This window comes from Gulosibacter macacae, from assembly GCF_003865375.1.
In the GTDB taxonomy this organism is placed as follows: Bacteria; Actinomycetota; Actinomycetes; order Actinomycetales; family Microbacteriaceae; genus Gulosibacter; species Gulosibacter macacae.
Map to the genome: position 1 here is coordinate 65818 of NZ_RQVS01000008.1, position 24441 is coordinate 90258.

Sequence of the window (24441 nt, forward strand, 5' to 3'; positions counted from 1 at the left end):
TATCGATAGTCGTTATCGTTAGTCGTCAGCTTGACGATCGTGCCTCGGCTGCGATCACATTTGCCGAGTAGCTAAGGACTCCATTTCATGCGCAAATTCCCACGCATGCTCACTGCCATTGGCGCCCTCGGGGCCGCCGCGCTTACCCTCGCTGGTTGCGCTGGCGCGGGTACCCCGGTTGCCGATGATGGCACCTTCCGCGTGGTCACGACGACCACCCAGCTCGATGATTTCACCAAGCAGGTCGTCGGCGACACCGGCGCCGAAGTGACGAGCCTGCTGCAGCCCGGCACCTCAGTGCACGGCTACGAGCCGACCCCCGCTGACCTTGAGGCGCTGCGCAAAGCCGATGTGGTGATCTTCAATGGGGTGGGCCTCGAGCCGTGGCTCGATGCGACGCTCACCTCGGCTGAATTCACCGGCACGCGTATTGACGCCTCGGTCGGCTTCGACCCCGACTCGATGCACGATGACCACGGTCACGCTGCTCCCGAGGCCACCGATGGTGCGGCCACCGAGGATGCGCACGAGGGTCATGACCACGGCGCCGAGGAATCGCACGAGGGTCACGACCACGAGGGCCACGACCACGAAGGTCACGACCACGGCACCGAGGAAGCTCCCGCAGCATCCGAGGACCCGGCAGAAACCGACGCACATGACGACCATGCGCACGATGACCACGGCCACAGCCACGATGGCCACGACCACGGCGGCATCAACCCGCACATCTGGACCTCACCCGATGTCGCGCAGCTCATGGTGAATAACGTCGCCGCCGGTCTCGGCGAGGCCGACGCCGCGAACGCCGCCACCTACACGGCCAATGCGAGCAGCTACAACGACAAGCTCCAGGCCCTCGACGACTGGACCGCCGAGAACATCAAGACGATCCCGGCCGAGAAGCGCCTGCTCGTCACGAACCACGACGCCCTCACCTACTTTAATGACGAGTACCACGTCACCTTCGTCGGCTCGATCATGCCGAGCTGGGACGACAACGCTGAACCGAGCGCCGCGCAGATCGACGAGCTCATCGCGAACATCAAGTCGTCGGGCGTGACCGCCATCTTCACCGAGCAGCAGCTCGCTCCCGAAACCGCGAACGCCATTGCCTCGGAGACCGGCGCCAAGGTGTACTCGGGTGAAGAGGGTCTGTACACGGATGCACTTGGCGCGGCAGGATCGTCTGGAGCCACCTATATTTCGTCGCAGGTACACAATGTGACGCAGCTCATGGACTCCTGGGGTGCTACCGTCACTCCGCTCCCTTCTGAACTCGCAGGCGCATAGGACTGAATGACACACGACTTACCAATGGACCCGGCCTCCCCGCCGGTCCAGGCAACGGGCCGCATCGTCAACTTCGACGATGTGGCCCTGAGCTATGACGGTACGAACCCCGCATCCTGGCAACTCAATTTCGAGCTCGCCGCAGGTGACGCGCTCGCGCTCATCGGCCCTAACGGTGCCGGCAAGTCGACGATTCTCAAGGGCCTGCTCGGGCTCGTGACGAAGCTCAGCGGCACCATCGAGGTGCTCGGCACCGTACCGCGCCGCGCGGCAGCCGGCATTGGGTACATGCCGCAGCACTCCGACACCGACCCCGAGTTTCCGATCACGCTGCGGCAGGTCGTGCTCATGGGCCGGTTCCGGCGCCTCGGCGTGCTGCGCTGGCCGGGGCGCGGCGATCGCGCGGCGGTCGACCGCGCGCTTGAGCGCGTGGGGCTCGCCGATCGCGCCAATGTGCGTTTCGGTGATCTCTCGGGCGGTCAGCAACAGCGCGGTCTGCTTGCCCGCGCGCTCGTGAGCGAACCGAAGCTCCTGTTGCTTGATGAGCCGTTCAACGGCCTTGACACCCAGAACCGGCAGGCACTCATGCGCACCCTGCGGGAGCTGCGCGCCGATGGCATCGGCATCATTGTGAGCACGCACGACCTCGAACTTGCCACGCAGGTGTGCTCGCACGCCCTGCTCATGAACCGCGAACAGGTTGCGTATGGCAAGGTCGCCGAGGTGCTCACGTCCGAGTGGGTGTCCGAAACCTTCGGCGAGAGCGACGATCACCACGACACGCACTGCGACCACCTCGCGCATCCCCACCCCCTGCCCGAGGAGTCGCTTCGGTGACCGATCTCGCGACCATGTTTGGCGCGAACTTCATGCAGCAGGCGGCAATCGCCCTCACCCTGCTCGCCGTGGTCGCCGCCGTTGTTGGAGTGGCGCTGAACCTCCGCAACCTCGAATTTGTGAGTGACGGGCTCGTGCATGCCGTCTTCCCGGGCGTCGTCATTGGCTTCGTGACCGCGGGTGTCGACGGCGTCTACATTGGCGCGGTGATTGCCGCGCTCATTGCCACAGCGCTCCTCACCATCGCCGCGCACCGCGGAATCGGCTCGGATGCGACGACCGCGGTGCTCTTGGCCGGCACTTTCGCGCTCGGCATTGTGATCATCTCGCGCTCGTCGAACTTCGCGACGGGGCTTGAACATCTACTCTTTGGCCAGCTGCTCACGATTGACGCCGCCGACCTCATTGCGATTTCGGTGCTCGGTGGCATTGCGCTTCTCCTCGTCGGGTTCACCTGGAAAGAGCAGCTCTACATTTCGTTCGACCCTGCGGGCGCAAAAGCCACGGGGATGCGGGTGCTCGCGTACGAGCTCGCACTCAACTTCGCGATCGCACTCGTCGTGGTCGCCGCCGCGCGGGCGGTCGGCAATCTGCTCGTTCTCGCCCTCCTCATAGTGCCGCCCGCAATCGGGCGGCTCATGTCGCGACGCCTCGGCACCATCGTGACGGTCGCACTCATCTCCTCGCTCGGGGCATCGCTTGCGGGGCTGGTCACCGGATACTGGCTCTCGGTGGATGCACGCCTCAATGTCTCGCCCTCGGCGGTGCTCGTGCTCGTGCTCGTCCTCGCGTATCTCGTCGTGGCCGCAATGACGACGCTTCCCGGACGCCTCCGTCGTCGGCAGCGGCTGCTTGCTCGCGTGGCAGTGACAAGCCAGTCAGGGCAGAGCGTATGACCGTCTTCACCACGGCCCTCCTCGCAGGGCTGCTCGTGGGCCTCCTCTCGGGTCTGGTCGGCACCATCGTGGTGCTGCGCGAGCGCGCCTTTTTCACCGTGGCGCTCACCCACGCCACCTTCCCGGGTGGCGTCGCGGCGGCGCTCCTCGGGCTCAACGTCGTCATCGGGGCCGGGGTCATGGGGCTCGCGCTCGTTGGGCTCATGCTCGTGCTCGGCCGCATCCGCCGCCAGGGGCAGCAGGTGGCCGCCGGCATCGTGCTCTCGTTTGGCTATGCGCTCGGCATCTTCCTGCACTCGCTCAACCCGCAATTGCCGGTCAAGGTCGAGTCGTACCTCACCGGCACGATCCTTGCGATGTCGCCCACGAACATCACGATCATCGCGGTGACGCTCGCGGTCACCGTGCTCGTACTCCTCCTGTTCTGGAAGCAATTGCTATTCTCAACCTTTGACCGCGCTGGCTTCGAAGCCGCCGGGCACCGAGAGTGGCGCGCTGAGATCTTGACGCTCCTCCTCATCACTGCCGCCGTCGTCGCAACCATGCCCGCCATCGGGTCGATTCTCGCGATCGCGATGATTGCCGCCCCGGCCGCCGCCGCGCGCCTGATCACCGAGCGCATCACAGTGCTTGTGCCGCTTGCCTGCGCACTTGGCGCGACGGCCGCGATTGCCGGACTCTATGCATCCCGCTGGTTCAATCTCGCGGCCGGTGGTTCAATGGCGCTCGCGGCCACGGCCATCTTCATGGTCGCGCTCGCAATCTCGCGCCTGCGTCGACGCGTGACGCCGCGAGCGGAATCCTCGCTGGCAACGGCTGTTGCCCGGTAATGTGGCGGTCATGAGCGAGACCGACACCGCCCCTCAGCGCCGCAATACGTGGCAGCGCGAGGCTGTGCGCGAAGCGCTCGAGGCGCAAGATGGGTTTGTCACCGCCCAAGAGCTGCACCGCATCCTCGAAGATGCCGGCCAGCGCATTGGCTTGGCGACGGTCTATCGCGCCCTTGCGGTGCTCGTCGAAGAAGACTTTGCCGACACCATTCGCGCTGAGGACGGCGACCGCTACCGCTCCTGCGAGACCGACCAGCACCACCATCACCTCATGTGCCGCCGATGCGGCCGCACCGTTGAGATTTCTGGGGATGCGGTGGAGCGCTGGGCCGCGGAAGTTGGCCGCGAGCACGGCTTCACCGAGATGACGCACGTGTTTGATGCGTTTGGCGTCTGCTCTACTTGCGCAAGCGCCTAGGGGCGCGGCTGTTCCACCTGCTCAAGCGCCTAGTTGTACCGACCGGGGACGTTGGTCAATCGTGAGAACGGCGGTTGGTTGCCGCATGCCGTGTGGGGTCTGTGGTGGTTGTAGTAGTGCAGCCAGCCGTCGAGCTCGCCACGGCGCTCGGTCTCGGAGGTGTAGCAGCGGGCGTAGGCCCAGCCGTCGGCCAGGGTGCGGTGGAATCTCTCGATCTTGCCGTTGGTCTGCGGACGGTACGGCCTGGTTCGCTTGTGCCGGATACCGAGCTCGGCGCAGGTGTCTCGCCACAGGTGTGATTTGTAGGCGCCGCCGTTGTCGGACAGGACCCGCTCGACCGTGATGCCCCGCTGGTTGAACCACTCGACTGCCCGGACGAGGACGGCGGTGGCGGTGAGGGCGGTTTCGTCGTCGTGGATCTCGGCGTATGCGACGCGGGAGTGGTCGTCGATGACGGTGTGGACGTAGGCCTTGCCCATGAGCGGAGCCCGGTACTTGTTGCGCGGCTTGTCCGGGGTGGCGGCACGGTTGCGGCCGCCTTGTTTTCGGCCGACGTAGCGCCAGCCTCCGCCGTCGGGGATGTTGCCGAGCTTCTTCACGTCGACGTGAAGCATCGCCCCGGGATGGTCGTGCTCGTAGCGACGGACGGGCTCCCCGGTGGCGCGGTCGACGTGCGAGAGGCGGTTCAGGTGTGCGTCGGCCAAGATCCGGTGGACCGTCGACGGGGCGATGCCGAGCCGGCAGGCCAACTGGACTGGCCCTTCGCGCAGGCGCAGGCGGAGCTGGATGCAGCGCCTGGTCGTGGCCTGGCTGGTCTTGTTCGGCGAGTGGTGGGGGCGTGAGGAGCGGTCCTGCATGGACTGGCCGGCGCGGTAGCGGTCGGCCCAGCGCTTGACGGTGGGCCAGGAGACCTGGAAGCGGGCGGCGACCTCGCTGACGGGCCAGCCCTGGTCGACCACGAGCGGGCCGACGATCTGGCGATGCCGGGGAGTGAGTGCCGCATTGGCGTGTGACATAGGTGTCCTTGGAGATGAAGACGGGCCAGCACTTTGTGGAGTGCTGGCCCGGTGATGGATTCAGAGGCGTTATCGCGCCGCAAACTCGAACCCGGTGGCGATGAGCGCCCGCAGCCATTCGCTCTGCGCGGTTCGGGCTGATTTCACCTCGACATGGTGGTTCCACCGATTGCGGCTGACCTGAGTCAGGTTGTGCACTCCGGTGTGGTGTTCTGGGTGATCGAGGGTCACGTTCAGATACAGCGTCCCGTCCGCCGTCTTCTCGTAAGCCCACAGCCAGAGGAACTTGCGGTTCACGGCATAGCTGACCTGGGCCTTGGCGGCCTTGGTGACAGGGCCGAGTCCCTGGACGAAGGCGTCGATGGATTCGTAGTGGGATTGAGTCTGGGGCTTCGCGGTGAAGTCGCTGATCATCTTGTTCGTGCGATCGGTCATCGAACGTTCTCTACTCGTAGTTCAGTTGGACAGGGGCGTGAGCACGGCGATCCGCCAGGTTCCCTCGTGGTGGGTCAGCTGGTACATGAGGCGTTCGTCGGGTGCTCCACCGTGGTGATTCCAGCTCACGTCGGCCCAGATGCTGTGGGGGCCGCAGGCGGCCACTTTGATGGTGTGGTCTGTTTGGGTGACGTCTCGATACTGGGCAAAGGCCGTCTCGAAGAAGTCGCGTGTCTGAGCCCGCTCGCTGACGGGGATCGCGGCTTGGGGGAACTCGATCAGGGCGGGGGTCGCATAGTGCTCCGCGATGGCGTCCGCGTCTCGCCGCAACAGTGCTTCTGCGTAGGTGGCGAAGAAGGCTCCCGCCACCTGCTCGGCGTTGAAGTGTTCAGTCATGCCTCTGACACTAACCACCAATCAGGACACGCCATGTCATGGTTAGGATTTGCGTTATGCAGGTGATGACCACAGCAGCGGCCGCCTCACGGGACGCCCACTTGACGCTCCGACGGGTCGAGCGACAGCAGCACCTCATAACGATCCTGTCTCGTAAGGGCCCCCGTCACACTTTCCAGGAGCTCGCTGACGAAGTGGGCGTCACCCCACGGACCATCGCGCGCGACATCCAGCGGCTACGCCACTCCGGTGTCCCGATCAGCGTCACACCAGGACGCGCCGGTGGCGCACTACTCGAAGCCACCACTGAGCCAGCACCGGTTCAACTGGACTTCGCTGAAATCGCAGCACTGATCAGCAGCTTGGCCGCAGTCGGGCCGACAGTGAGCGAACCAGCCCAATCCGCGATGACGAAACTGGTCAATGCGCTCTCAGGCCAAGACTCAAATTGCCCATCCAGCAGCTTAACCGCCGCTTCGATCAACGTCTCCGGTCAGTACACCTAGTCGTCGAGGGGTGACTCCGCGAGCGCATCGAGCGCGAGCAGGAGCTCGGCGCGCAGGCGCGCATCATCAAGATCTGCCCGCAAGAGTGAGGCGCATTCGGCAATCTGCCGCCGCACCACATTGCGGTGCACGCTGAGCGCCCGCGCGGTAGCATCCCAGGCGCCGTGATGCTGCAACCACGTGTGCAGGGTGGCACGTAGCTCCGCGCCCTGCGGCGCCGGCTCGAACGGCGCAAGCAACCGACGTGCGGCGGCCCGCTGCTCGGGAAGAGCGGCTAACCCCTGCCAGCGCGCCTGCTCATCCGCGCCAGATGCTGCAAGCAACACCGCATCGGCGAGCTTGAGCGGCAGCTCAGTTGGCGTGAGCGGGCCGATGACGTGGATGTTCCACCCGGCCGCGGCAAGGGTCTCGCGCGTGGCGGTGCGCGGTGCGGTTGCCGTGATCGCGCGCAACGCCCGGTCGTGCACATCGACGAAGGGGGTCGCGAGATCAGTGCGCCACCAGGCGAGATCGGCGGCGTGCGCGGCTTCGCCATCGATCCGCCGACCCGCCACTGCGAAGACGCCACCGCTGCGCGATACCGCGAGGGCCGAGCGCAGCAGGCGCGCCGTGCGTTCGCGCACGACCGGATCGGGACGCATGAGCGCATCCACAACGAGCCCCATGAGAAGCGTGTCAACGCTCGTCGATGCCGCGGCCCCACTCGAATGCACGAGGCGCAACGTGTCGATGGCGAGACGGAAGGCGGTGAGATCAGTGCCATTGAGCTGGCGCGGCGCGGCAATACTGAGCCGACTGCGGGCGGGCACGCGGGCGCGACTCGAGCGCACGGTGCCACTGAGCACATCCACCCCGGCGCTTTCGATGGTGACGCGCACGGTGCGGTGCGCCGGCACCTCATCGGGCGCATCCGGGTACTCGTCCATGGAGGGCAGGGCGTCGATGACGGTTTGCACCGCGAGGCCGTCGATCGTGCCGGCCACCGCGCGATCATCGCCCTGCTCCACGATCGCGATGCCGCCGAGATAGCGAGCGAGCGCATTGACCACGCGCACGGTCGGGGAGTGGCCGAGCGCGGCGTGCATCATCGCGAGGGCGAGCGCATTGAGTCGCTCCAGCCGCCGCATCCGCGCTTCTTCGAGGGCCGCATAGAAGGCCGTCGTAATGTGCACGAACGGGATGTGGGGAGGGAAGGCAACGAGCGGCATCCCCGCGCGAGTGCACGCACCGACGAGACCCGCGGGGACCGCATCGAAGACTGGCTCGATGCCGAAGCCGAGGGCAACCGTGCCCGCATCCTGCAGCGCCTCAACGTAGTCGCGATACCAGGCGTCGTCATCGACGAAACCGAGCCCGGTGGTGAGGAGGAGTTCTGAGCCGGTGAGATGCGGCCGCGGATCGGCGAGGTCGACCACCGGCACCGACACGATCGGCGCGCGCAGGAGCGACGAGGGCGCATCGACCGGCACGAGAAGTTCGGCTTCGAGTTCGCTAATGTCGAGCAGTTCGCCGAGCGGCACCGAAGCGCGCTGACCCGAGGCGGTCACCTCGCGCAGCCCAGCCACGAACGATGAGGGCGGGGCTGCGGGCGGATAGGGCCGGATGAACTGGGTCACGAGATAAATCATCTCAAGTTTTCGCAAACCAGGATGAATTGTGCTTGGGTTCGTTGTTCGGAAATTTCTAGGCTGGCCGCATTCATCCGCTTCAGGCTCCCTGCCTGATTACAGCGAAAGGGACAGCGTGGTCCTCGATATCGTCGTAATCGTCCTCTACATCCTGCTCATGCTCGGCGTGGGCTATTGGGGGTACCGGCGCACGAAGTCACACAGTGACTACCTCGTCGCCGGTCGCCGCCTCGGCACCTTCATGTACGCCTCGACGCTCTCGGCGCTCGTGCTCGGCGGCGCCTCCCTCGTCGGCGGCATTGGCCTCGGCTACAAGTGGGGCATCTCGGGTGCCTGGCTCGTCACCGCGATTGCGCTCGGCGTGCTCCTACTCTCGGCGCTCCTCGCAAAGCGCCTCACGAAGCTGCGCATCTACACCGTGAGCCAGATGCTCGACCTGCGCTACGGCGGACGCTCCGCAGGCTTCTCGGGCACCGTGATGTTCCTCTACACCTTCATGCTCGCGGTCACCTCGACCCTCGCCTACGCGACCGTGTTCCACGTGCTTTTCGGCTGGGAAACCTGGGTGGGCATCCTCGTCGGCGGCGTGGTCGTCGTGCTCTACTCATCGCTCGGAGGCATGTGGTCGATCACGATCACCGATATGGCGCAGTTCATCGTCACCACCGTGGGCGTGTTCGCCGTGCTGCTGCCGATGGCGCTCATCAACGCCGGCGGCTATGACGCCATCGTCACCCGCCTCGGTGACTCGTTTGCCTCGCCCTTCGCGATCGGCGGCTCGACGATCGTCACCTACATCGTCATCTACACGCTCAGCCTCCTCATCGGCCAGGACATCTGGCAGCGCGTGTTCACCGCTCGCACCCCCGCCATCGCTCAGCGCGGCGGCATCGGTGCCGGCGTCTACTGCCTCGTGTTCGGCATCGTCGGCGCGATCATCGGTATGGCTGCGCACGCGCTCTTGCCCGACCTCGAAAAGCCCGACCAGGCGTTCGCCGCGATCGTCGAGGCAACCCTGCCCCACGGCATCCGCGGCCTCGTGCTCGCTGCAGGTCTTGCCGCGATGATGTCGACTGCCTCGGGTGCGCTCATCGCCGCCTCGACCGTGTTCACTGCCGACCTCCTCCCGCTCATGTTCCGTCGCTTCCGCGGCAACGCCGTGGATGCGGCCGCTGGCACGAGCGCCGAAGACGCCGGACACGGTGACGAGTTCGGTCTGCGCGGCTTCCGCGGCTCAATGATGGTGATTGGTGCGGCCGTCGTCGTCACGGCGATGAGTCTCGACTCCGTCGTCGGCGCCCTCACGATTGCCTACAACATCCTTGTCGGTGGCCTGCTCGTGCCGATCATCGGCGGCATTGTCTGGAAGCGCGCCACGCGCATCGGGGCCTATGCCGCGATCATCGCGGGCGCCGTGGCGGTCATCGTCGGCATGCTCATCTGGGGCGACCTCGCCAACGAACCGATCTATGTGGGCCTTGGGGCGAGCGCCATCGCCTTCGTGATTGCCAGCCTCGTCTCGAAGCCGACGCCCGAAGCCGTCATGACCGAGTGGCGTCAGCGTCTCGCCCGCGGCGACCACGACGACCTCAGCCTCGACACGGCCACCGTTGCTGCCGGCCAGTTCGAGCACCTCGCGACCGAAACCGTGCCGAAGCGCTGACGAGAAGGAGCACCGCATCCATGTGTAACCACAACAATTCGCCCGCCTCGGCACTGCCGAAGAACAGTTCAGCACGAGCCGAGCGGGTCGTCGAAGGCGGCCACCTCGGGCCGGTCAACGCCGCACTCATGCCGCGGTACGCGGGCCTCAGCACCTTCGCGTTGCTGCCGCAGATCACCGAGGTGCCGCACGCCGATATCGCGGTCGTCGGTGTGCCGTGGGATGCCGGGGTGTCCTATCGCTCGGGTGCGCGCTTTGGCCCTAACCACATCCGCCAATCGTCGCGGCTCCTGCGCCCCTACAACCCGGCCCTCGACACCTCGCCGTTCGCGCAGTGTCAGGTCGTCGATGGCGGCGACCTCGCGCTCAATCCGTTCAATATTCACGAGGCTGTTGAGGCGCTCGAGGATGCGGCGACCGAGTTCTCAGCGCAGGGCACGAAGCTCGTGACCCTCGGTGGCGACCACACGATTGCGCTGCCACTGCTGCGCGCGGTGGCGAAAGAACACGGCCCGGTGGCACTCCTGCACTTCGATGCGCACCTTGACACCTGGGACACCTACCAGGGTGCCGAGTACACGCACGGCACCCCCTTCCGCCGCGCGTTCGAAGAGGGCATCGTCGATACCGAAGCGCTCTGCCACGTGGGCACCCGCGGCCCGCTCTACGGCGTGCGCGATCTCGAAGACGACCGACGCATGGGCTTCGGCATCCACACCTCGCGCGATATTCACCGCATGGGCATTGACGAAACCGTCGCGCGCCTGCGCGAGCGCATTGGCGACCGACCCCTCTATGTTTCGCTCGATATCGATGTCATGGACCCGGCCTATGCGCCCGGCACCGGCACCCCCGAAGCTGGCGGTCTCTCGTCGCTCGTGATCCTTGAGCTCCTGCGCGGCCTCGACGGCCTCAACCTCGTCGGCGCCGATGTCGTCGAGGTGGCGCCCGCCTACGACCACGCCGAAATCACCGGTGTGGCTGCGGCACACGTCGCCTATGAATTCACCACCCTCATGGCCCGAAAGATCGGTGGCCTCGCATGACCGGCACACAGGATCGCGGGGAGCGTATTGGCGGCGACCTCGTGCTCGAGTCGCTCGTGGCGCTCGGCGCAACCGGCGCCGTCGGACTCCCGGGCCAGCACGCGCTCGGACTCTTCGACGCGTTCCGTCGGGTCGACCTGCCCTACCTCGGCGCCCGCGTTGAGAACAATGCGGGGTTCATGGCAGATGGCCTCGCTCGGGTGAGTGGCACGGTCGCGCCGCTCCTGCTCTCGACCGGGCCCGGCGCGCTCACCTCGCTCGCGGCGCTGCAAGAGGCAGCCGCCTCGTCGATTCCGGTGCTCGCGATCAGCGCGCAGGTGCCGGTGGCGGGCCTCGGCGGTGGCCGCCACGGGTACCTCCACGAACTGCCCGACCAGTCCGCCTCATTCCGCGGCGTCGTCAAGCACGTCCGCACGGTGCGCACGCTCGAACAGATCGTGCCGGCCATGCGCGAGGCCTGGGTGGCGGCAGCATCCGCGCCCACCGGCCCCGTGCTCGTCGAGATTCCGCAGGATGTGTTGCTCGAAGCAGCTGACCGCATCCCCGCCCCGCGCGAACTGTCGACGAGCGTGACGGCACTTGCGCCGCAGGCCGAACTCATTGAGCGCGCGGCCGAGCTACTCGCTGCGGCCGAGCGCCCGGCGATCCTCGCCGGTGGTGGCGTCATGCGCGCAGGTGAGGCGGCGCAGACGGCACTCGTGCGCGTGGCCGAACTCGCGGCCGCCCCCGTCGTCACGACCGTCGGCGGCAAGGGCGCGTTCCCGCCAGCGCATCCACTTTCGGCGGCGGGCTGGATCGAAGACATCGCCACGACCGAACTGCTTGAGGGGGCCGACGTGCTCCTCATCATCGGTTCCGGACTCGGTGAGCTGTCGAGCAACTATCACACCTTCGCACCGCAGGGCACGGTCATCCAGATCGAAGCCGACCTCGGCAAGATCGCCTCAAATCACGCCGGGCTCGGCATTCACGCCGACGCCGCCCTCGCGCTCGCGGCGCTCGCGGAGGAACTCAGCGCAGCCAATGCCGAACAACCAAAGCCGCTGGATGCTGCCATCGCCCACGCCAGCGACCTCAAGTCGACCGTGGTCGCGCGCCTCGATGCGCAATCGCTCGAGCACGAGCGCGGCTTCCTCGCCGCCCTGCGCGACGCGGTGCCGGATGCGGTCGACAGTTGCTGGGATATGACCATTGCCGCCTATTGGGCATGGTCGTGCTGGGATGCGCGCGAGGGTCGCTTCGCTTCGGCCCAGGGCTCGGGCGGACTCGGCTACGGTTTGCCGGCCGCCATCGGCATGGCCTTCGGCCATCGAGTGAGCGGGGATGCGGCGCCGGTGCTCGCAGTGTCGGGTGACGGCGGGGCGCTCTACGGCATCGCCGAACTCGCGACGCTCGCGCAGGAAAAGCTGCCGGTAACCTGGTGCATCGTTGATGACGGTGGCTATGGGGTGCTGCGCGAATACATGGAGGGCGCGTTTGGTGCGGCAACCGCCACCGAACTCGCCCGTCCCGACTACGTGCAGCTTGCCGCATCCTTCGGAGTGGCCGGGGTGCAGGTGGCTGTCGAAGACGCCGGGGATGCGATCGCCGAAGCGCTCGCGAGCGGCGAGCCGCGCGTGGTGGTCGTGCGCACGCACCTCGATCTCTTCGCACCGACGCACCTCGACCGCGTGAACTGACCCTTGTGCTCACCGCTCGACGTCGAGTAACGTAGACCCTTGGCTCGCCGGGCTCCACTCCGGCGTGACCGTGTGAGCGTGACAACAGTCCCGTCGCGCAAACGCAGACAAGAGATCTTGGGTGACGCCGTCTGGCGTCACGGTATTGAAGGAGACACCACTATGGCAGCAGTGTGCCAGGTGACGGGAACCACCCCTGGTTTCGGTCACACGATTTCCCACTCGCACCGTCGCACCAAGCGTCGGTTCGACCCGAACATCCAGAAGAAGACGTACTACGTGCCTTCGCTCAAGCGCAACGTGACGCTCAACCTCTCGGCCAAGGGCATCAAGGTTATTGACGCTCGTGGCATCGAGTCGGTCGTCGCTGAGCTCAAGAAGAAGGGTGTGAAGCTCTAATGGCTAAGAAGTCGCAGGACGTTCGCCCGATCATCAAGCTCCGCTCGACCGCGGGCACCGGGTTCACCTACGTCACGAAGAAGAACCGTCGTAACACCCCCGACCGTCTCGTGCTCAAGAAGTACGACCCGGTGATCCGCAAGCACGTCGAATTCCGAGAGGAGCGCTAACTCATGGCGAAGAAGAGCAAGATCGCAAAGAACGAGCAGCGCAAGGAGATCGTCGCCCGCTACGCGGAGCGCCGTCTCGAGCTCAAGAAGGCACTCATCGACCCCAACGGCACCGACGAATCGCGCGAAGAGGCACGCGTCGCCCTGCAGAAGCTTCCCCGCGACGCTTCGCCGGTACGAGTGCGCAACCGCGACTCGATCGATGGCCGTCCCCGTGGCGTGCTCTCGCAGTACGGCATCTCGCGTGTGCGTTTCCGCGAGATGGCGCACCGTGGCGAGCTGCCCGGCATCCGTAAGTCGTCCTGGTAACCCCGGGCCGTAACGGCTAATTTCTCGCTTCGGCGGGCATCCCAGCACTGGGATGCCCGCCGAAGTTCGTTTTCCGGGTGAATTCGGAGGAAATTCGCGCCGAAACCGGCCTATTTGCAGGGATCCAGGCGAGTTGGTGTTAGTTTGGCGACGTTGCACCGTGCCGATTCGTTCGCGCGACGCGACCGAACCATCAAAATGCAGCCGCCCCGGCGGTAGCGAAGTCCACAGGAGGACACATGGCAGACAAGAAGCAGACCGTGAACAAGACCGAGCTCGTCGCAGCGATCGCTGCCGAGACCGGCCAGAGCCAGGCGACCGTCAACGGCGTGCTCGAATCGCTCTTCCAGCAGCTCGCGTCGAACGCAGCCAAGGATGTCAAGGTCACCATCCCCGGCTGGTTCTCGGTTGAGCAGACGCAGCGCGCCGCTCGCGTTGGCCGCAACCCGCGCACCAAGGAAGAGATCCAGATCCCCGCTTCGAAGGGTGTCAAGATCTCGGCCGGTTCGAAGCTCAAGAACGCCGTCAAGTAGTCTTCCGCGACTGCGTGCAGCGGGGCTGGGCCATGTGGCTCGGCCCCGCTTCTTTGCGCGCGCCGCAACTGTCATCAGGATGGGCCCATCCCGCAGTATAACCGGATAGGCCCATCCTGATGACAGTTAGGGCTCGGCGGCAGATCAAGGGCCCATCCTGATGACACTTCGGCCACCACGCCCGACCCGCGGCCCGAAGGCCCCGAGTAGGCTGGGAGGCAACATGTCTGCATCCGATCAGCGACTCGGCCACACGCGAGTCAAGGGCCGCGAAGGCCGCCGCACCAACGCCGAGCTCGACCGCATCACCCGCACCGGCTGGAGCCGAGGCACCGTCCTTGCGGTGCAGTGGGGTCCGGCCGCGCTCATCATCACCGCGGTGATCGGGATGCTCATTGCGCTCGTCATCGGCGGCGCGGCCGCTCCGCTTGCCCTCGGCGACCCGGGTCCGGTGGTGCGCTGGGGTCTGCCGACCGTGCGCCTGGCCTACAACCTCACCGCCTCGCTCACGATCGGGGCGCTCGTCATGGCCGCCTGGGCTGCAAGCCGCGATGAGCCCGAGTACGAGCGGGCGATGCAGCTCGCGCAGGGCGGCGCCGCGGCCTGGACCATCACCACGGCGGCCGCGGCCCTGTTCACCTACCTCTCGGTCTCGGCCGTGCCGTTCTCGATGTCGGCCGACTTCGGCCAGGGGCTGTGGTTCTTCCTCGCGCAACTTGAGGTCGGCCAGCTCTGGCTCATCAACCTCGTGATGGTGGCACTGCTGAGCACCTTCGTATTCGCGAGCCGCAGCCGCTGGGGCACGATCCTGCTCACGCTCGTGTCGCTGCTGTGCCTGTGGCCGCTCGCCTCGCAGGGTCATGCTGCCGGTGCTGAGAACCACAACACCGCCGTCGGCGGGATCACGCTGCACTACACCGGCGCCGCCGTGTGGCTCGGTGGCCTCGTCGTGCTTGCCGTGCTCGCCGCAACCTCAGCGCCCCGCCGCCGTCTCCCGCTTGTCGAACGCTATTCGCAGCTTGCCTTCGTCGCCTTCTTCGTCACCGCCGCAAGCGGCGTCGTTGCCACGATCGTCAACGTCGGCGACCTCGCGCGCCTGTTCGACACCCCCTACGGCGCGATTGTCATCGCGAAGACGGTCATCTTGGTCGCGCTCGGCATCTTCGGTGCCATGAATCGACGCTTCCTCATTGACCGGATGCGTCGCAATATTGCCGCGGGGGAGTCGACCACCAAGCCCCTCGCCTGGCTCCTCGCCGCTGAACTCGCGCTCATGGGTGCCGTGGCCGGTGCCGCTGCCGCGCTCGGACGCACCGCCGCCCCGCAAGCGCAGATCACCGCCGATCAGCTCGCCGACCCGACCCCGGCACAGCTCCTCTCAGGCGAAACCCTGCCGCCACCCTTCGAGACCTCGCGCCTGTTCACCGAGTGGCGACTCGACCCGATCTGGACGACGCTCGTGATCATCGGCATCGTCTTCTACATTGCCGGGTTCATCCGCCTGCGTCGCCGCGGTGACAAGTGGCCGATCTGGCGCCTGGTCGCCGTGCTCATCGGTTGCGCGATCCTGCTCTACAACGTCAACGGCGCGCTCTACGTCTACGGCCGGTTCCTGTTCTCGTTCCACATGACCGAGCACATGATCCTCTCGATGATCATCCCGATTTTCCTCGTGCTCGGCGCCCCGATGACGCTGCTCCTGCGTGCGGTGAAGCCGCGCGATGACGGCTCAATGGGCATGCGCGAGTGGGTGCTCTTGCTCGTCCACTCGAAGTGGGCGAAGTTCTTCTCGCATCCGATCGTCGCGGGGGTGAACTTCGCGGTGGCCCTGCTCACCTTCTACTTCACCCCGCTTTTCCGCTGGGCCACGTACGACCACGTCGGGCACATGTGGATGATCGCCCACTTCCTCATCGTCGGGTACCTCTTCGTCGAGTCGCTCATCGGCGACGATCCGACGCGCGTGCGCGCGCCGTTCCCGATGCGACTCATTTCGCTCATCCTGGTGATGACCTTCCACGCCTTCTTCGGCCTCGCGGTCATGACCGGCACGGGCTTGCTCGTCGCCGAGTGGTACGGCGCCACCGGTCGCGATTGGGGCCCGGCAACCGCCCTCGAAGACCAGCAACTTGGCGGCGCGGTCGCGTGGGGTCTCGGGGAGTTCCCCACGGTCATCCTCGCCGCGATCGTCACCCTGCAGTGGGCGAGATCGGATGAACGACTCGCCAAGCGCGAAGACAAGCGCGCCGAGCGCGACCACGATGCCGAGCTCGAGGCGTACAACGCACGCCTGCGGGCGCTCGCCGAGCGCGACGGAGACGGCGCGTGACGCTGCAACTTACCGCCGAACAGCAGGGCGTCTTCGATGCGATCGAGGGCACCACCGAGCATCTCTTTGTCACCGGCCGCGCCGGCACCGGCAAATCGACGCTCCTCAATCACCTCTCGTGGCACACCGAGAAGCAGCTCGTGATCTGCGCGCCGACTGGCGTTGCCGCGCTCAATGTCGGCGGGCAGACGATCCACTCGCTGTTCAAGCTGCCGATCGGCATCATCGGCAACCAGCCGATTGAGCAATCGCGCGAGGTGAAAAAGCTCCTCACCACGATCGACACGCTCGTGATCGACGAGATCTCGATGGTGTCGGCCGACCTCCTCGACGCGATGGACCGTTCGCTGCGGCAAGCGCGAAATCGACGTTCCGAGCCGTTCGGCGGCGTGCAGATCGTCATGTTCGGCGATCCGTTCCAGCTTGCACCCGTGCCGCCGTCTGATCCGAGCGAGCGCGCCTGGCTGCGCGACACCTATCGCTCCATGTGGTTCTTCGACGCGCACGTGTGGCGCGAGGCCGAGATGCGCATCCATACCCTGCGCGAAATCCATCGCCAGCACGATGAAGAGTTTCGCTCGCTCCTCACCTCGGTGCGCTACGGCCGGGTGACCGCGGATGAAGCGGGTCGGCTCAATACCGTCGGCGCACGCCCGGCGCCCCACGACGGCATCATCACGCTCGCCTCGAAGAACGCGACAGTCTCTCGCATCAACGCGCGCGAGCTCGAGCGGCTGCCGGGCCGCTCAATGACGGCGGATGCGGAGGTCATTGGTGACTTCGGCGGCGCCCGTACCTTCCCGGCCGATGAGCGGTTGGAGCTCAAGGAGGGCGCGCAGGTGATGTTCCTGCGCAATGACGCCGACCAGCGCTGGGTGAACGGCTCGGTCGGTGTGGTCTCGCGCATCGACCGCACGGTCTACGTCGAGATCGATGGCGAAGAGCACGAGGTCGAGCCGATCGCTTGGGAGAAGCTCAAGTACTCCTATGACCCCGATACCAAGGAACTCTCGCGGGATGTCATCGGCGAGTTCCATCAGTTCCCGCTTCGGCTGGCCTGGGCGGTGACGATTCACAAGTCGCAGGGCAAGACCTATGACCGCGCGGTCGTTGACCTCGGGGCCCGGGCGTTCTCGCCGGGACAGGCCTATGTGGCGCTCTCGCGCATCCGCTCGCTCGAAGGGCTGTATTTGACCCGACCGCTGCGACCGAACGACATCTTCGTCGACGACGACGTCATGCGCTTCATGACCGAGGTCGCCGAGGCCCAGCGCGCCGCGAAGCTGCTCGCGCCCTAGCGCTCGCCGGGGGAATTGGTGGATGTGATCCCCTCATCACCCGCCGTGTGCTCCCCTGAAGTTGAGGGGACCACACGGTGTTGATGGATAGGGCATTCGCGTGCTTCGAGAGCCTCAGCACGCGGATTGGTCGCGCGTCAGCGCGCAACACGGCAAGACCCCAGCCCACGGCTCGCTAGTGCGGTCGAATCAGCGGGCGGATCGCCTCGGCGAGATTGTCCGCATCCACGTCGATGCCAAGCACCTGCGACCAGGCGCCGACGTACTCCTCGAAATAGCGGTGGGCGTGGCCGCCCTTGTTCGCGATCGACAGGGGCATATCGGCGGCGATCTGCCAGAAGGTCACCCACGGCCACCAGCGCATTCGCGCGGTGACATCGTGACCGCGGGGCTCGGTCATCCACGTCGGTTGCTGCCAAATGAGCGACGGATCCCACCACACAATCGGGTCGCTCGGATGCTGCAAGAACACGAACCTCTTCTCACCCCAGGATGCATAGGGCATCCCCTCGTGATCGTGGCCGAGATCTTCGGCCCGGTTCGAGAAGCGGATCACCGAGCCGTCGTCAATATCGGGGCGAATCTCGGGCGAACCAGCCCGGCGACGCGCGGTGAGCTCGCGCCACATCGGCGAAATCTGCGGGGTGCCCGCCCAGATCGCGCCATCAAGCTTCCGTGCCATATCGCTCGCCGACGAAAACACCGAAACACCGCCGAACGCCCCGAGCGATTCGCCCGACATGTAGAGCTTCGGCCGCTCATTCGCGGGCATCGTGTCGAGCACCTCACGCACTTCGTGGTACAGCGCTCGCGCGGTCTGCTTCGGCGACTTGCGGTCAAACAAGAATGCGAAGGCGCTCGGTAGCACGGTGTACTGCAACGACACCACCGCGCAATTACCGCGCGTAAGAAATTCCAGTGCCGACATCGCCCAGTCGTTGAGCCAGCCGGTACCGGTGCCAACCATGATCACCAGGTGCTCGCGCGTGAAGCCACCCGCACGGCGCAGATCGCGCACGGCGTGCCTCGCCGCCGTCTCAATACTCTGCGAGGGCGAGAGGCCGACGTACGCACGTACCGGCTCCATTGCATCCTCGCCCCAGAACGCGGCAATATCGCGAGCTCGCGGGCCGTCGGCGACGACCGACTTGCCGTGGCGGCCCAGCGAATTAAACGATTCGAAGGATGCGGGGGAGCCAGAGCGCTCAGCCTGCTTCGGTGCGACGCGGCCGGGCAAGGGCCGCAGGTTATTGCGGTGCGCTGACGCGTTGATGCGGCGCATGAGCTGTTCCCAAAGCACCGAGCGATTCAGGTAGTAGGTGAGGCCAAACATGACTGCCGTGCCGGAAAGCGGCGCCGCAAGTGCGGGCGCGAAGCGGCCGATCAGGCGGCGAGTGCCGGCCGACGACATGCGAAAGAGTTGCACGAGACCGAGGATGCCGGTCGTCGCGACGGTGCCGACGGCCATCCCAGTGAATTGCTGGCGCAGGGTCTGCGGCGTTTCGTCGACGAGTTGCGCGATCTCGCGTTGGCGTTCGAGCGACGACAGGAGCGTCGCGGCCGTACCTATCGCCATCGTCGAGAGGAGGGCCGTCTGCCAGGTGCGCTCGACGGTCGCCATCCGCAGCGACGGGGTGGGTTGCGCATCCACGCCTCTGGCGCGACGCACGAGCGCGAGGATGCCATTGCGCGTCGTGCGTGCGCCGGAACCGACCGCGTAGCCGTAGAGCTGCGAGAGGCTGATGCTCGCGGCGGTGGTCCACCAGGTGCGGGGGAGGAGGCTCGGGCCGAGGGCAATCAGCGTGGTGAGCTGGCTCGCGACTACGCCCCACCAGTTCGGACCCCAGCGATTGAAGAAACGCTGCAGTTGCTTCTTTCTGGGTGTGGTGGCGTCGCCACGGCGCTCGGAACGGGGCGCGCGTGGTCGGAACATGCACACCAGTATCTCGGTGAACGGTGAACTTGATTGGGAAACATATCCGGGGTTGCGCTTTTGCATCCGAACGAATAAGTTGTATCTGCAAGTAAAAATACTTCAAGGAGCAAGCATTATGACCATCATCGAAGGTCTCACCCCCGGCACTTGGGTCATCGACCCCGCACACACCGAGGTGCAGTTCTCGGTTCGCCACCTCGCCATCTCGAAGGTGCGCGGCAAGTTCGAGCAGTTCGAAGGCACCATCGTCACCGGCGAGCAGATCGAAGACACCAAGGTCAACGCCACCGTTGAGGTTGCTTCGGTGAACACCAACATGGAGCAGCGCGACGAGCACCTGCGCACCTCGGACTTCTTCAAGGCCGACGAGTTCCCGCAGATCACTTTCGTCTCGACCGGCGTTCGCGTTGACGGCGGCGACCTCATCGTCACCGGCGACTTCACCATGCGCGGCGTGACCAAGTCGATCGACTTCAAGGTCGAGCTCGGCGGCACCACCACCGACGGCTACGGCCAGAAGAAGGCCGGCTTCGAGGCCGAGACCAAGATCAACCGTCACGACTTCGGTGTTGCGTGGAACGCTCCGACCGAGGCCGGTGGCCTCACGCTCGGTGACGACGTCACCATCAAGATCGACGGCCAGGCGACCTACCAGGCGTAGCTCCTTCGCAGGCAGTAGTGCCTGCCCGTCGCGAAAAGACGAGTGCGGCTCTCCGGAGAGCGGCACTCGTTGCGTTTCCGGCTGTTGCGCGATCTGCACTTTTGGCGTGTACGTGGTGCGTGGCAGCGTCAACAGCGCAAAAAGTGCAGATTCCGCAACGCCACTCGGCGTAGCGTGGACGCATGCGCAAAGTTGACATCGTGGTCATCGGCGGCGGAGCGATGGGGCTCGCCACCGCCTGGCGTGCGGCCGGCCGCGGCCGCACGGTACTTCTTGCCGAACAATTCGACATCGCCACCCCGAATGGCGCCAGTCACGGTGCCTGCCGCAACTTCAACCCCCACTACGCCACCCAGCCGCATCTCGATCTCGTGCGCGAGGCAGCGGATGCGTTCGACGAACTCGCCGAGGCAACCGGCCGCATCCTGCTCGATCGTTGCGGCCTCGTGAGTCACGGCCCCGGGCAAACCTTCCGCGATGTCTACGACCGGATGGGGGAAGCAGGCCTCGAGCGCGAATGGCTCTCGCTTGCCGAGGCCGAGCGGCGATTCACCGGGATGCGTTTCGATACCCAGGTGCTCTACACCCCGAGCGCCGGGCGAGTGCGCAGCGAAGAGACGCTGCACGCGCTCATGGAAGCGGCCGTGGGGTTTGGCGCGGATCTGCGCTTCGGCACTCGGGCTGAATCGATCGAGCTCGATGACGATGGCGGCACGGTCACGCTCGAAAACGTGCGCACCGGCGAGCAGGAAGTCGTGCGCGCTGCGGTCGTCGTCTCGGCCGCTGGTGCCTGGACCACCAAGCTCATCAGCGGCCTCGTTGCGTTGCCACCACTGCGGGTGACGCAAGAATCGCCCGTGCACTTCCCCGACTTTGATGTCGACGCCACCTGGCCGAGCTTCAACCACCGCCCCGAGCCCGGTGATAGTCGCTACGGCGACTACTGGAAGGCGACGGTCTACGGGATGCACACCCCGGGCGAAGGCATCAAGGCCGGTTGGCATCGGGTCGGCCCCGAGACCGACCCGGACAAGCGCACGTTCTTGCCCGATGCATCCTCGCTCGCTTCCCTTCGTGAGTATGCGCGCGAGTGGTTGCCGGGAGTGAACGCGGATGAGATCGAGCCGATCTCATGCACCTACACGACTGCGCCCGACTCGCTCTTTGTCTGCGATCGGGTGGGGCCGCTGGTCGTGCTTGCCGGCTTTGCGGGGGAGGGGTTCAAGTTCGTGCCGTCGATCGGCCGGCTTGGCGCTGATCTCGCCGATGGATTGCCGGGGCTGCCCGCCTTCGCGCTCGATCGTGACTTTGGTGAGCGCGATCGCTCGGGGCTCGCGACGGTACTCGGCTAGCTGGCTGTTGCAGCAGCGAGGTCTGCGCCAGGATGCTAGGAACTCTGCGCCTGCATCCCCAGTTTTGCGCGCCTGTTTTCTTAGCGTGAGGGGAGCGCCTCTTCGAGGCGACACCTCAACAACTAGGAGTTGCACGCATGACTGATGAATCGCAGGAGTTCGCCGGCAAGGTCGTTCTCATCACCGGTGGTGCCGCGGGCCTCGGCGCTGACGCCGCCCGCGCGTTCGTGAAGCGCGGCGCGAAGGTCGCCATCGTCGACATCGCGCAGGAGGGTCTCGACAAGACGGCAGCCGAGATCGGTGCGGGCGACAACCTCATCACCATTCAGGCCGATGTGAGTAACGCCGACGATGTGAAGCGTTACGTCGACACCACCGTCGAAGCGTTCGGCACGATCGACGTGTTCTACAACAACGCTGGCATCGAGGGGAAGGTCGCGCCGCTCGTCGACCAGAAGGTCGAAGACTTTGACCGCGTCATCGCGATCAATGTGCGTGGCTCGTGGCTTGGCCTGCACTATGTGCTGCCGATCATGTACGCGCAGAAGTCGGGCAGCGTGATCAACACCTCGTCGATTGGTGGGCTCGTTGGCGGCCCGCTGCCGGTATCGCCGTACGCGACCTCGAAGTTTGCGATCACGGGGCTTACTCGTATTGCCGCGATTGAGTCGGCGCCGTACCAGGTGCGCATCAACTCGGTGCACCCCTCGCCCGCGAACACGGCGATGATGCGATCGCTCGAGGGTGGCGCGGGGGCGTCGCAGGATCAGATCGCCTCGGCGATTCCGCTTGGCCGCTACGCCGAGCCCTCGGACGTGACGAACGCGGTGCTCTTCCTCGCCTCGGACGACTCGGCGTTCATCACCGGGATGCAGCTGCGCGTCGACGGCGGGATGCTCGCGTAGGTCGGCGCCCCGCGCGCTGAGGGCGATCGCCCCGCGCGCTGAGGTCCTCGAAGCGCCACCACAACTGTGAGCGAAACGCGCGAGTGGGAGTCCCTAGGGGCTCCCACTCGCGCGTTTCGCTCGCACTCGTGAGTGTCGGCACCCCGAAAGCCCCAGCGCACGAGGCATGCGCCTGCCCGACCACCCCACTTGTTAGCCTTCAGCAATGCCTGTCATCCGCGAAGCCACTTCCGCCGACGCACCTGCGCTCCTTGAGTGCATCCAATTGCTCGCTGAGTACGAGCGCGAGCCCGATGTCGTCGTCAACACGATTGACCGCATCCGCGAATTGTTCTTCGGCCCGAATCCGGCAGTGTTCGCACACGTCGCCAAAGACGCGGGCGAGGTCGTTGGCATCGCGATCTGGTACCTCACCTACTCGACCTGGGAAGGCGAGCACGGCATCCACCTCGAAGACCTATACGTCAAGGATGCGCACCGCGGCAGGGGCCACGCGCTCGCGCTCATGCGCCAGCTCGCCGCCATCTGCACCGAACGCGGCTACGCGCGCTTCGAGTGGGCGGTGCTCGACTGGAACCAGCTCGCCATCGACTTCTACGAGCGACTTGGCGCTGAGCCCATGACCGGCTGGCACATTCGCCGTCTCGAAGGTGAGGCGCTCGCGGCGCTCGCGGCGCAGCATCCGGTGGCGAATGGCTAAGACCGCGCTGAGCGCACCTGCCGCATCGCGCGGCCTCATCCTCGCGCTGGGACTCCTCAGCGCCTTCGGTCCGCTTTCGATGGACCTCTACCTGCCCTCACTGCCGACACTCATCGCCGACCTGGGCACCACCGAGGCGATGGGCCAGGCGACTATGGGCGCCTCGATGATCGGCCTCGCCTTCGGGCAACTCATCTTCGGGCCGATCAGCGACCGCATTGGCCGCCGCGTTCCGCTCATCATCGGTGTCGCGGTGTTCGCGTTACTTTCAATCGCTTGCGCGTTCGCGCCGTCGATCGAACTCTTGCTGCTCGCCCGTCTCCTGCAGGGACTCGGCGGCTCAGCCGGCATCGTCGTGAGTCGCGCGATCGTACGCGATCTCTACCAGGGCGCCGAAGCATCCCGCGCCTTTGCGCTGCTCGCGGCGCTCCTCGGCATCGCGCCAGTGATCGCGCCCCTCATCGGTGGGGCGCTGCTCCTCATTACCGACTGGCGCGGGTTGTTCATCGCGCTCGCGATCATCGGCGCATTGCTGTTCGCGCTCGCCTGGTTCGCGGTGCCCGAAACACTCGCGCCCCGCGATCGCTCGGCCGCCGGGATGCGCGAGCAACTCTCCGAGATCGGCGCCGTCGTGCGCAACGGCCGCTTCATGATGTTCACCGCGGTGCTAGCCCTCGCGAGCCTCGGCCTATTCAGCTACATCTCGATGTCGTCGATGGTGTTTCAATCGGGATTCGGCTTTACCGCCCAGAACTACGCACTGCTCTTTGCGGTGAACGCCGCCGGCATGCTCATCGGCACTTGGCTCGGCCGCGCAGTCGTACGGCGAATCGGCCCGGATCGATTGGCAGGGTTGGGCATCCTCATCGGCACCGTGGCTGCGGTCTCGTTTGCAGTGCTGGCCTGGATGCAGGCTCCACTGCCCGCTCTCATCGTCGCGCTCACGACCATGCTGTTCGTGCACGGGCTCATCCTTGCGAACGTCACCGCGCTGGCAATGGATGCGATGAGTCGCGGCGTGGGCACCGCATCCGCCGTACTCGGGGCCATTCAGATGGGGATCGGCGCGATCGTGCCGCCGCTCGTCTCGCTCGGGGGCGTGGATGCTGTGGTGATGGGAGCGGTGATGGCCGCCGGTTTCGTGGCGTCGCTGGTGCTCTTCTTGATCATCGCGGCGAGGCTACGGCGGCGAAGCCAATAGGCTGA

The 24441-nt window shown here is 65.9% G+C and carries 25 protein-coding genes; 20 read left to right on the forward strand and 5 right to left on the reverse strand.

Annotated features, from left to right (window positions below):
* Window positions 1–87: 87 nt before the first annotated feature.
* Genes EG850_RS07865 through EG850_RS07885 form a run of 5 tightly spaced genes read left to right on the forward strand, consistent with a single transcriptional unit; the run spans window position 88 to window position 4274 of the window.
* Window positions 88–1293 carry a metal ABC transporter substrate-binding protein gene (locus EG850_RS07865; protein WP_124972263.1) on the forward strand — a complete coding sequence of 402 codons (1206 nt, stop codon included), beginning with the start codon at window positions 88–90 and terminating at the stop codon, window positions 1291–1293.
* Between the two features lie 6 nt (window positions 1294–1299).
* On the forward strand, window positions 1300–2130 hold the full coding sequence (locus EG850_RS07870) for a metal ABC transporter ATP-binding protein (protein ID WP_235829251.1): 831 nt from the start codon (window positions 1300–1302) through the stop codon (window positions 2128–2130).
* Window positions 2127–3026, forward strand: coding sequence for a metal ABC transporter permease (locus tag EG850_RS07875; RefSeq protein WP_124972265.1), 900 nt, complete (start codon window positions 2127–2129; stop codon window positions 3024–3026). The genes EG850_RS07870 and EG850_RS07875 overlap by 4 nt, the downstream gene beginning before the upstream one ends.
* Complete coding sequence (locus EG850_RS07880; protein ID WP_124972267.1) at window positions 3023–3856, forward strand: metal ABC transporter permease; 834 nt, start codon at window positions 3023–3025, stop codon at window positions 3854–3856. Before EG850_RS07875 ends, EG850_RS07880 begins: the two co-directional genes overlap by 4 nt.
* Window positions 3857–3866: 10 nt before the next feature.
* A complete protein-coding gene (locus EG850_RS07885) occupies window positions 3867–4274 on the forward strand; it encodes a Fur family transcriptional regulator (protein ID WP_124972269.1) in 408 nt (135 codons plus the stop codon).
* A gap of 29 nt (window positions 4275–4303) precedes the next feature.
* On the opposite strand, the gene EG850_RS07890 is transcribed toward EG850_RS07885, so the two are convergent.
* The 3 genes from EG850_RS07890 to EG850_RS07900 all read right to left on the reverse strand — a co-directional run bounded on the left by EG850_RS07890 (window position 4304) and on the right by EG850_RS07900 (window position 6121).
* Complete coding sequence (locus EG850_RS07890; RefSeq protein WP_124972271.1) at window positions 4304–5290, reverse strand: IS481 family transposase; 987 nt, start codon at window positions 5288–5290, stop codon at window positions 4304–4306.
* 69 nt (window positions 5291–5359) lie between these two features.
* On the reverse strand, window positions 5360–5725 hold the full coding sequence (locus EG850_RS07895) for a DUF5655 domain-containing protein (protein WP_124972273.1): 366 nt from the start codon (window positions 5723–5725) through the stop codon (window positions 5360–5362).
* A gap of 21 nt (window positions 5726–5746) precedes the next feature.
* On the reverse strand, window positions 5747–6121 hold the full coding sequence (locus tag EG850_RS07900; RefSeq protein WP_124972275.1) for a nuclear transport factor 2 family protein: 375 nt from the start codon (window positions 6119–6121) through the stop codon (window positions 5747–5749).
* A 56-nt stretch (window positions 6122–6177) separates the two neighbouring features.
* Between EG850_RS07900 and EG850_RS07905 the strand changes: the two genes are divergently transcribed.
* Complete coding sequence (locus tag EG850_RS07905) at window positions 6178–6627, forward strand: helix-turn-helix transcriptional regulator (RefSeq protein WP_185714985.1); 450 nt, start codon at window positions 6178–6180, stop codon at window positions 6625–6627.
* Here the strand turns inward: EG850_RS07905 and EG850_RS07910 are convergent.
* The gene (locus EG850_RS07910) at window positions 6624–8243 is read right to left on the reverse strand and encodes a PucR family transcriptional regulator (protein WP_185714986.1); all 1620 of its coding nucleotides are present in this window, start codon (window positions 8241–8243) and stop codon (window positions 6624–6626) included. The two genes, EG850_RS07905 and EG850_RS07910, sit on opposite strands and share 4 nt — an antisense overlap.
* A 127-nt stretch (window positions 8244–8370) precedes the next feature.
* On the opposite strand from EG850_RS07910, the gene EG850_RS07915 reads away from it, so the two are divergent.
* The 9 genes from EG850_RS07915 to EG850_RS07955 all read left to right on the forward strand — a co-directional run bounded on the left by EG850_RS07915 (window position 8371) and on the right by EG850_RS07955 (window position 17681).
* Window positions 8371–9918 carry a sodium:solute symporter gene (locus EG850_RS07915; protein ID WP_328588377.1) on the forward strand — a complete coding sequence of 516 codons (1548 nt, stop codon included), beginning with the start codon at window positions 8371–8373 and terminating at the stop codon, window positions 9916–9918.
* A 128-nt stretch (window positions 9919–10046) separates the two neighbouring features.
* Complete coding sequence (speB, locus tag EG850_RS07920; RefSeq protein WP_235829260.1) at window positions 10047–10964, forward strand: agmatinase; 918 nt, start codon at window positions 10047–10049, stop codon at window positions 10962–10964.
* Window positions 10961–12643, forward strand: a complete 1683-nt coding sequence (locus EG850_RS07925; RefSeq protein WP_124972283.1) for a thiamine pyrophosphate-binding protein — start codon at window positions 10961–10963, stop codon at window positions 12641–12643. The genes speB and EG850_RS07925 overlap by 4 nt, the downstream gene beginning before the upstream one ends.
* Window positions 12644–12805: 162 nt before the next feature.
* Complete coding sequence (gene rpmB / locus EG850_RS07930; RefSeq protein WP_124972285.1) at window positions 12806–13042, forward strand: 50S ribosomal protein L28; 237 nt, start codon at window positions 12806–12808, stop codon at window positions 13040–13042.
* Entirely contained in the window at window positions 13042–13212 is a 171-nt protein-coding gene (gene rpmG, locus EG850_RS07935; protein WP_026937797.1) for a 50S ribosomal protein L33, read from the forward strand. The genes rpmB and rpmG overlap by 1 nt, the downstream gene beginning before the upstream one ends.
* Window positions 13213–13215: 3 nt before the next feature.
* Window positions 13216–13521 (forward strand): 30S ribosomal protein S14, encoded by a 306-nt coding sequence (gene rpsN, locus EG850_RS07940; protein ID WP_124972287.1) that lies wholly within the window; start codon window positions 13216–13218, stop codon window positions 13519–13521.
* 239 nt (window positions 13522–13760) lie between these two features.
* Complete coding sequence (locus tag EG850_RS07945; protein WP_124972289.1) at window positions 13761–14054, forward strand: HU family DNA-binding protein; 294 nt, start codon at window positions 13761–13763, stop codon at window positions 14052–14054.
* 223 nt (window positions 14055–14277) lie between these two features.
* On the forward strand, window positions 14278–16383 hold the full coding sequence (locus EG850_RS07950) for a cytochrome c oxidase assembly protein (RefSeq protein WP_124972291.1): 2106 nt from the start codon (window positions 14278–14280) through the stop codon (window positions 16381–16383).
* Complete coding sequence (locus EG850_RS07955) at window positions 16380–17681, forward strand: ATP-dependent DNA helicase (protein WP_124972293.1); 1302 nt, start codon at window positions 16380–16382, stop codon at window positions 17679–17681. The genes EG850_RS07950 and EG850_RS07955 overlap by 4 nt, the downstream gene beginning before the upstream one ends.
* 175 nt (window positions 17682–17856) lie before the next feature.
* Here the strand turns inward: EG850_RS07955 and EG850_RS07960 are convergent, their stop codons facing one another.
* On the reverse strand, window positions 17857–19614 hold the full coding sequence (locus EG850_RS07960; protein ID WP_185714987.1) for an alpha/beta-hydrolase family protein: 1758 nt from the start codon (window positions 19612–19614) through the stop codon (window positions 17857–17859).
* Window positions 19615–19732: 118 nt separating this feature from the next.
* Between EG850_RS07960 and EG850_RS07965 the strand changes: the two genes are divergently transcribed.
* From EG850_RS07965 to EG850_RS07985, 5 genes are all read left to right on the forward strand, one after another.
* Window positions 19733–20278 carry a YceI family protein gene (locus EG850_RS07965; RefSeq protein ID WP_124972297.1) on the forward strand — a complete coding sequence of 182 codons (546 nt, stop codon included), beginning with the start codon at window positions 19733–19735 and terminating at the stop codon, window positions 20276–20278.
* Window positions 20279–20460: 182 nt separating this feature from the next.
* Window positions 20461–21630 (forward strand): FAD-dependent oxidoreductase, encoded by a 1170-nt coding sequence (locus tag EG850_RS07970; RefSeq protein ID WP_124972299.1) that lies wholly within the window; start codon window positions 20461–20463, stop codon window positions 21628–21630.
* Window positions 21631–21767: 137 nt separating this feature from the next.
* Complete coding sequence (locus EG850_RS07975) at window positions 21768–22535, forward strand: SDR family NAD(P)-dependent oxidoreductase (protein WP_124972301.1); 768 nt, start codon at window positions 21768–21770, stop codon at window positions 22533–22535.
* Window positions 22536–22740: 205 nt separating this feature from the next.
* Window positions 22741–23235: a GNAT family N-acetyltransferase gene (locus EG850_RS07980; protein WP_124972303.1), complete on the forward strand. Its 495-nt coding sequence runs from the start codon at window positions 22741–22743 to the stop codon at window positions 23233–23235.
* Entirely contained in the window at window positions 23228–24436 is a 1209-nt protein-coding gene (locus EG850_RS07985; RefSeq protein ID WP_124972305.1) for a multidrug effflux MFS transporter, read from the forward strand. The genes EG850_RS07980 and EG850_RS07985 overlap by 8 nt, the downstream gene beginning before the upstream one ends.
* Window positions 24437–24441: the final 5 nt, after the last annotated feature.

Excerpts from the sequence above, each read along its gene's own strand:
- EG850_RS07865 (WP_124972263.1), top strand. The coding sequence starts at position 88 with ATGCGCAAATTCCCACGCATGCTCACTGCCATTGGCGCCCTCGGGGCC.
- rpmB (WP_124972285.1), top strand. The coding sequence starts at position 12,806 with ATGGCAGCAGTGTGCCAGGTGACGGGAACCACCCCTGGTTTCGGTCAC.
- rpsN (WP_124972287.1), top strand. The coding sequence starts at position 13,216 with ATGGCGAAGAAGAGCAAGATCGCAAAGAACGAGCAGCGCAAGGAGATC.
- EG850_RS07895 (WP_124972273.1), bottom strand. The coding sequence starts at position 5,725 with ATGACCGATCGCACGAACAAGATGATCAGCGACTTCACCGCGAAGCCC.
- rpmG (WP_026937797.1), top strand. The coding sequence starts at position 13,042 with ATGGCTAAGAAGTCGCAGGACGTTCGCCCGATCATCAAGCTCCGCTCG.
- EG850_RS07965 (WP_124972297.1), top strand. The coding sequence starts at position 19,733 with ATGACCATCATCGAAGGTCTCACCCCCGGCACTTGGGTCATCGACCCC.
- EG850_RS07885 (WP_124972269.1), top strand. The coding sequence starts at position 3,867 with ATGAGCGAGACCGACACCGCCCCTCAGCGCCGCAATACGTGGCAGCGC.
- EG850_RS07985 (WP_124972305.1), top strand. The coding sequence starts at position 23,228 with ATGGCTAAGACCGCGCTGAGCGCACCTGCCGCATCGCGCGGCCTCATC.
- EG850_RS07925 (WP_124972283.1), top strand. The coding sequence starts at position 10,961 with ATGACCGGCACACAGGATCGCGGGGAGCGTATTGGCGGCGACCTCGTG.
- EG850_RS07880 (WP_124972267.1), top strand. The coding sequence starts at position 3,023 with ATGACCGTCTTCACCACGGCCCTCCTCGCAGGGCTGCTCGTGGGCCTC.
- EG850_RS07970 (WP_124972299.1), top strand. The coding sequence starts at position 20,461 with ATGCGCAAAGTTGACATCGTGGTCATCGGCGGCGGAGCGATGGGGCTC.
- EG850_RS07960 (WP_185714987.1), bottom strand. The coding sequence starts at position 19,614 with ATGTTCCGACCACGCGCGCCCCGTTCCGAGCGCCGTGGCGACGCCACC.
- EG850_RS07900 (WP_124972275.1), bottom strand. The coding sequence starts at position 6,121 with ATGACTGAACACTTCAACGCCGAGCAGGTGGCGGGAGCCTTCTTCGCC.
- EG850_RS07870 (WP_235829251.1), top strand. The coding sequence starts at position 1,300 with ATGACACACGACTTACCAATGGACCCGGCCTCCCCGCCGGTCCAGGCA.
- EG850_RS07905 (WP_185714985.1), top strand. The coding sequence starts at position 6,178 with ATGCAGGTGATGACCACAGCAGCGGCCGCCTCACGGGACGCCCACTTG.
- EG850_RS07975 (WP_124972301.1), top strand. The coding sequence starts at position 21,768 with ATGACTGATGAATCGCAGGAGTTCGCCGGCAAGGTCGTTCTCATCACC.
- speB (WP_235829260.1), top strand. The coding sequence starts at position 10,047 with ATGCCGCGGTACGCGGGCCTCAGCACCTTCGCGTTGCTGCCGCAGATC.
- EG850_RS07890 (WP_124972271.1), bottom strand. The coding sequence starts at position 5,290 with ATGTCACACGCCAATGCGGCACTCACTCCCCGGCATCGCCAGATCGTC.
- EG850_RS07945 (WP_124972289.1), top strand. The coding sequence starts at position 13,761 with ATGGCAGACAAGAAGCAGACCGTGAACAAGACCGAGCTCGTCGCAGCG.
- EG850_RS07950 (WP_124972291.1), top strand. The coding sequence starts at position 14,278 with ATGTCTGCATCCGATCAGCGACTCGGCCACACGCGAGTCAAGGGCCGC.
- EG850_RS07980 (WP_124972303.1), top strand. The coding sequence starts at position 22,741 with ATGCCTGTCATCCGCGAAGCCACTTCCGCCGACGCACCTGCGCTCCTT.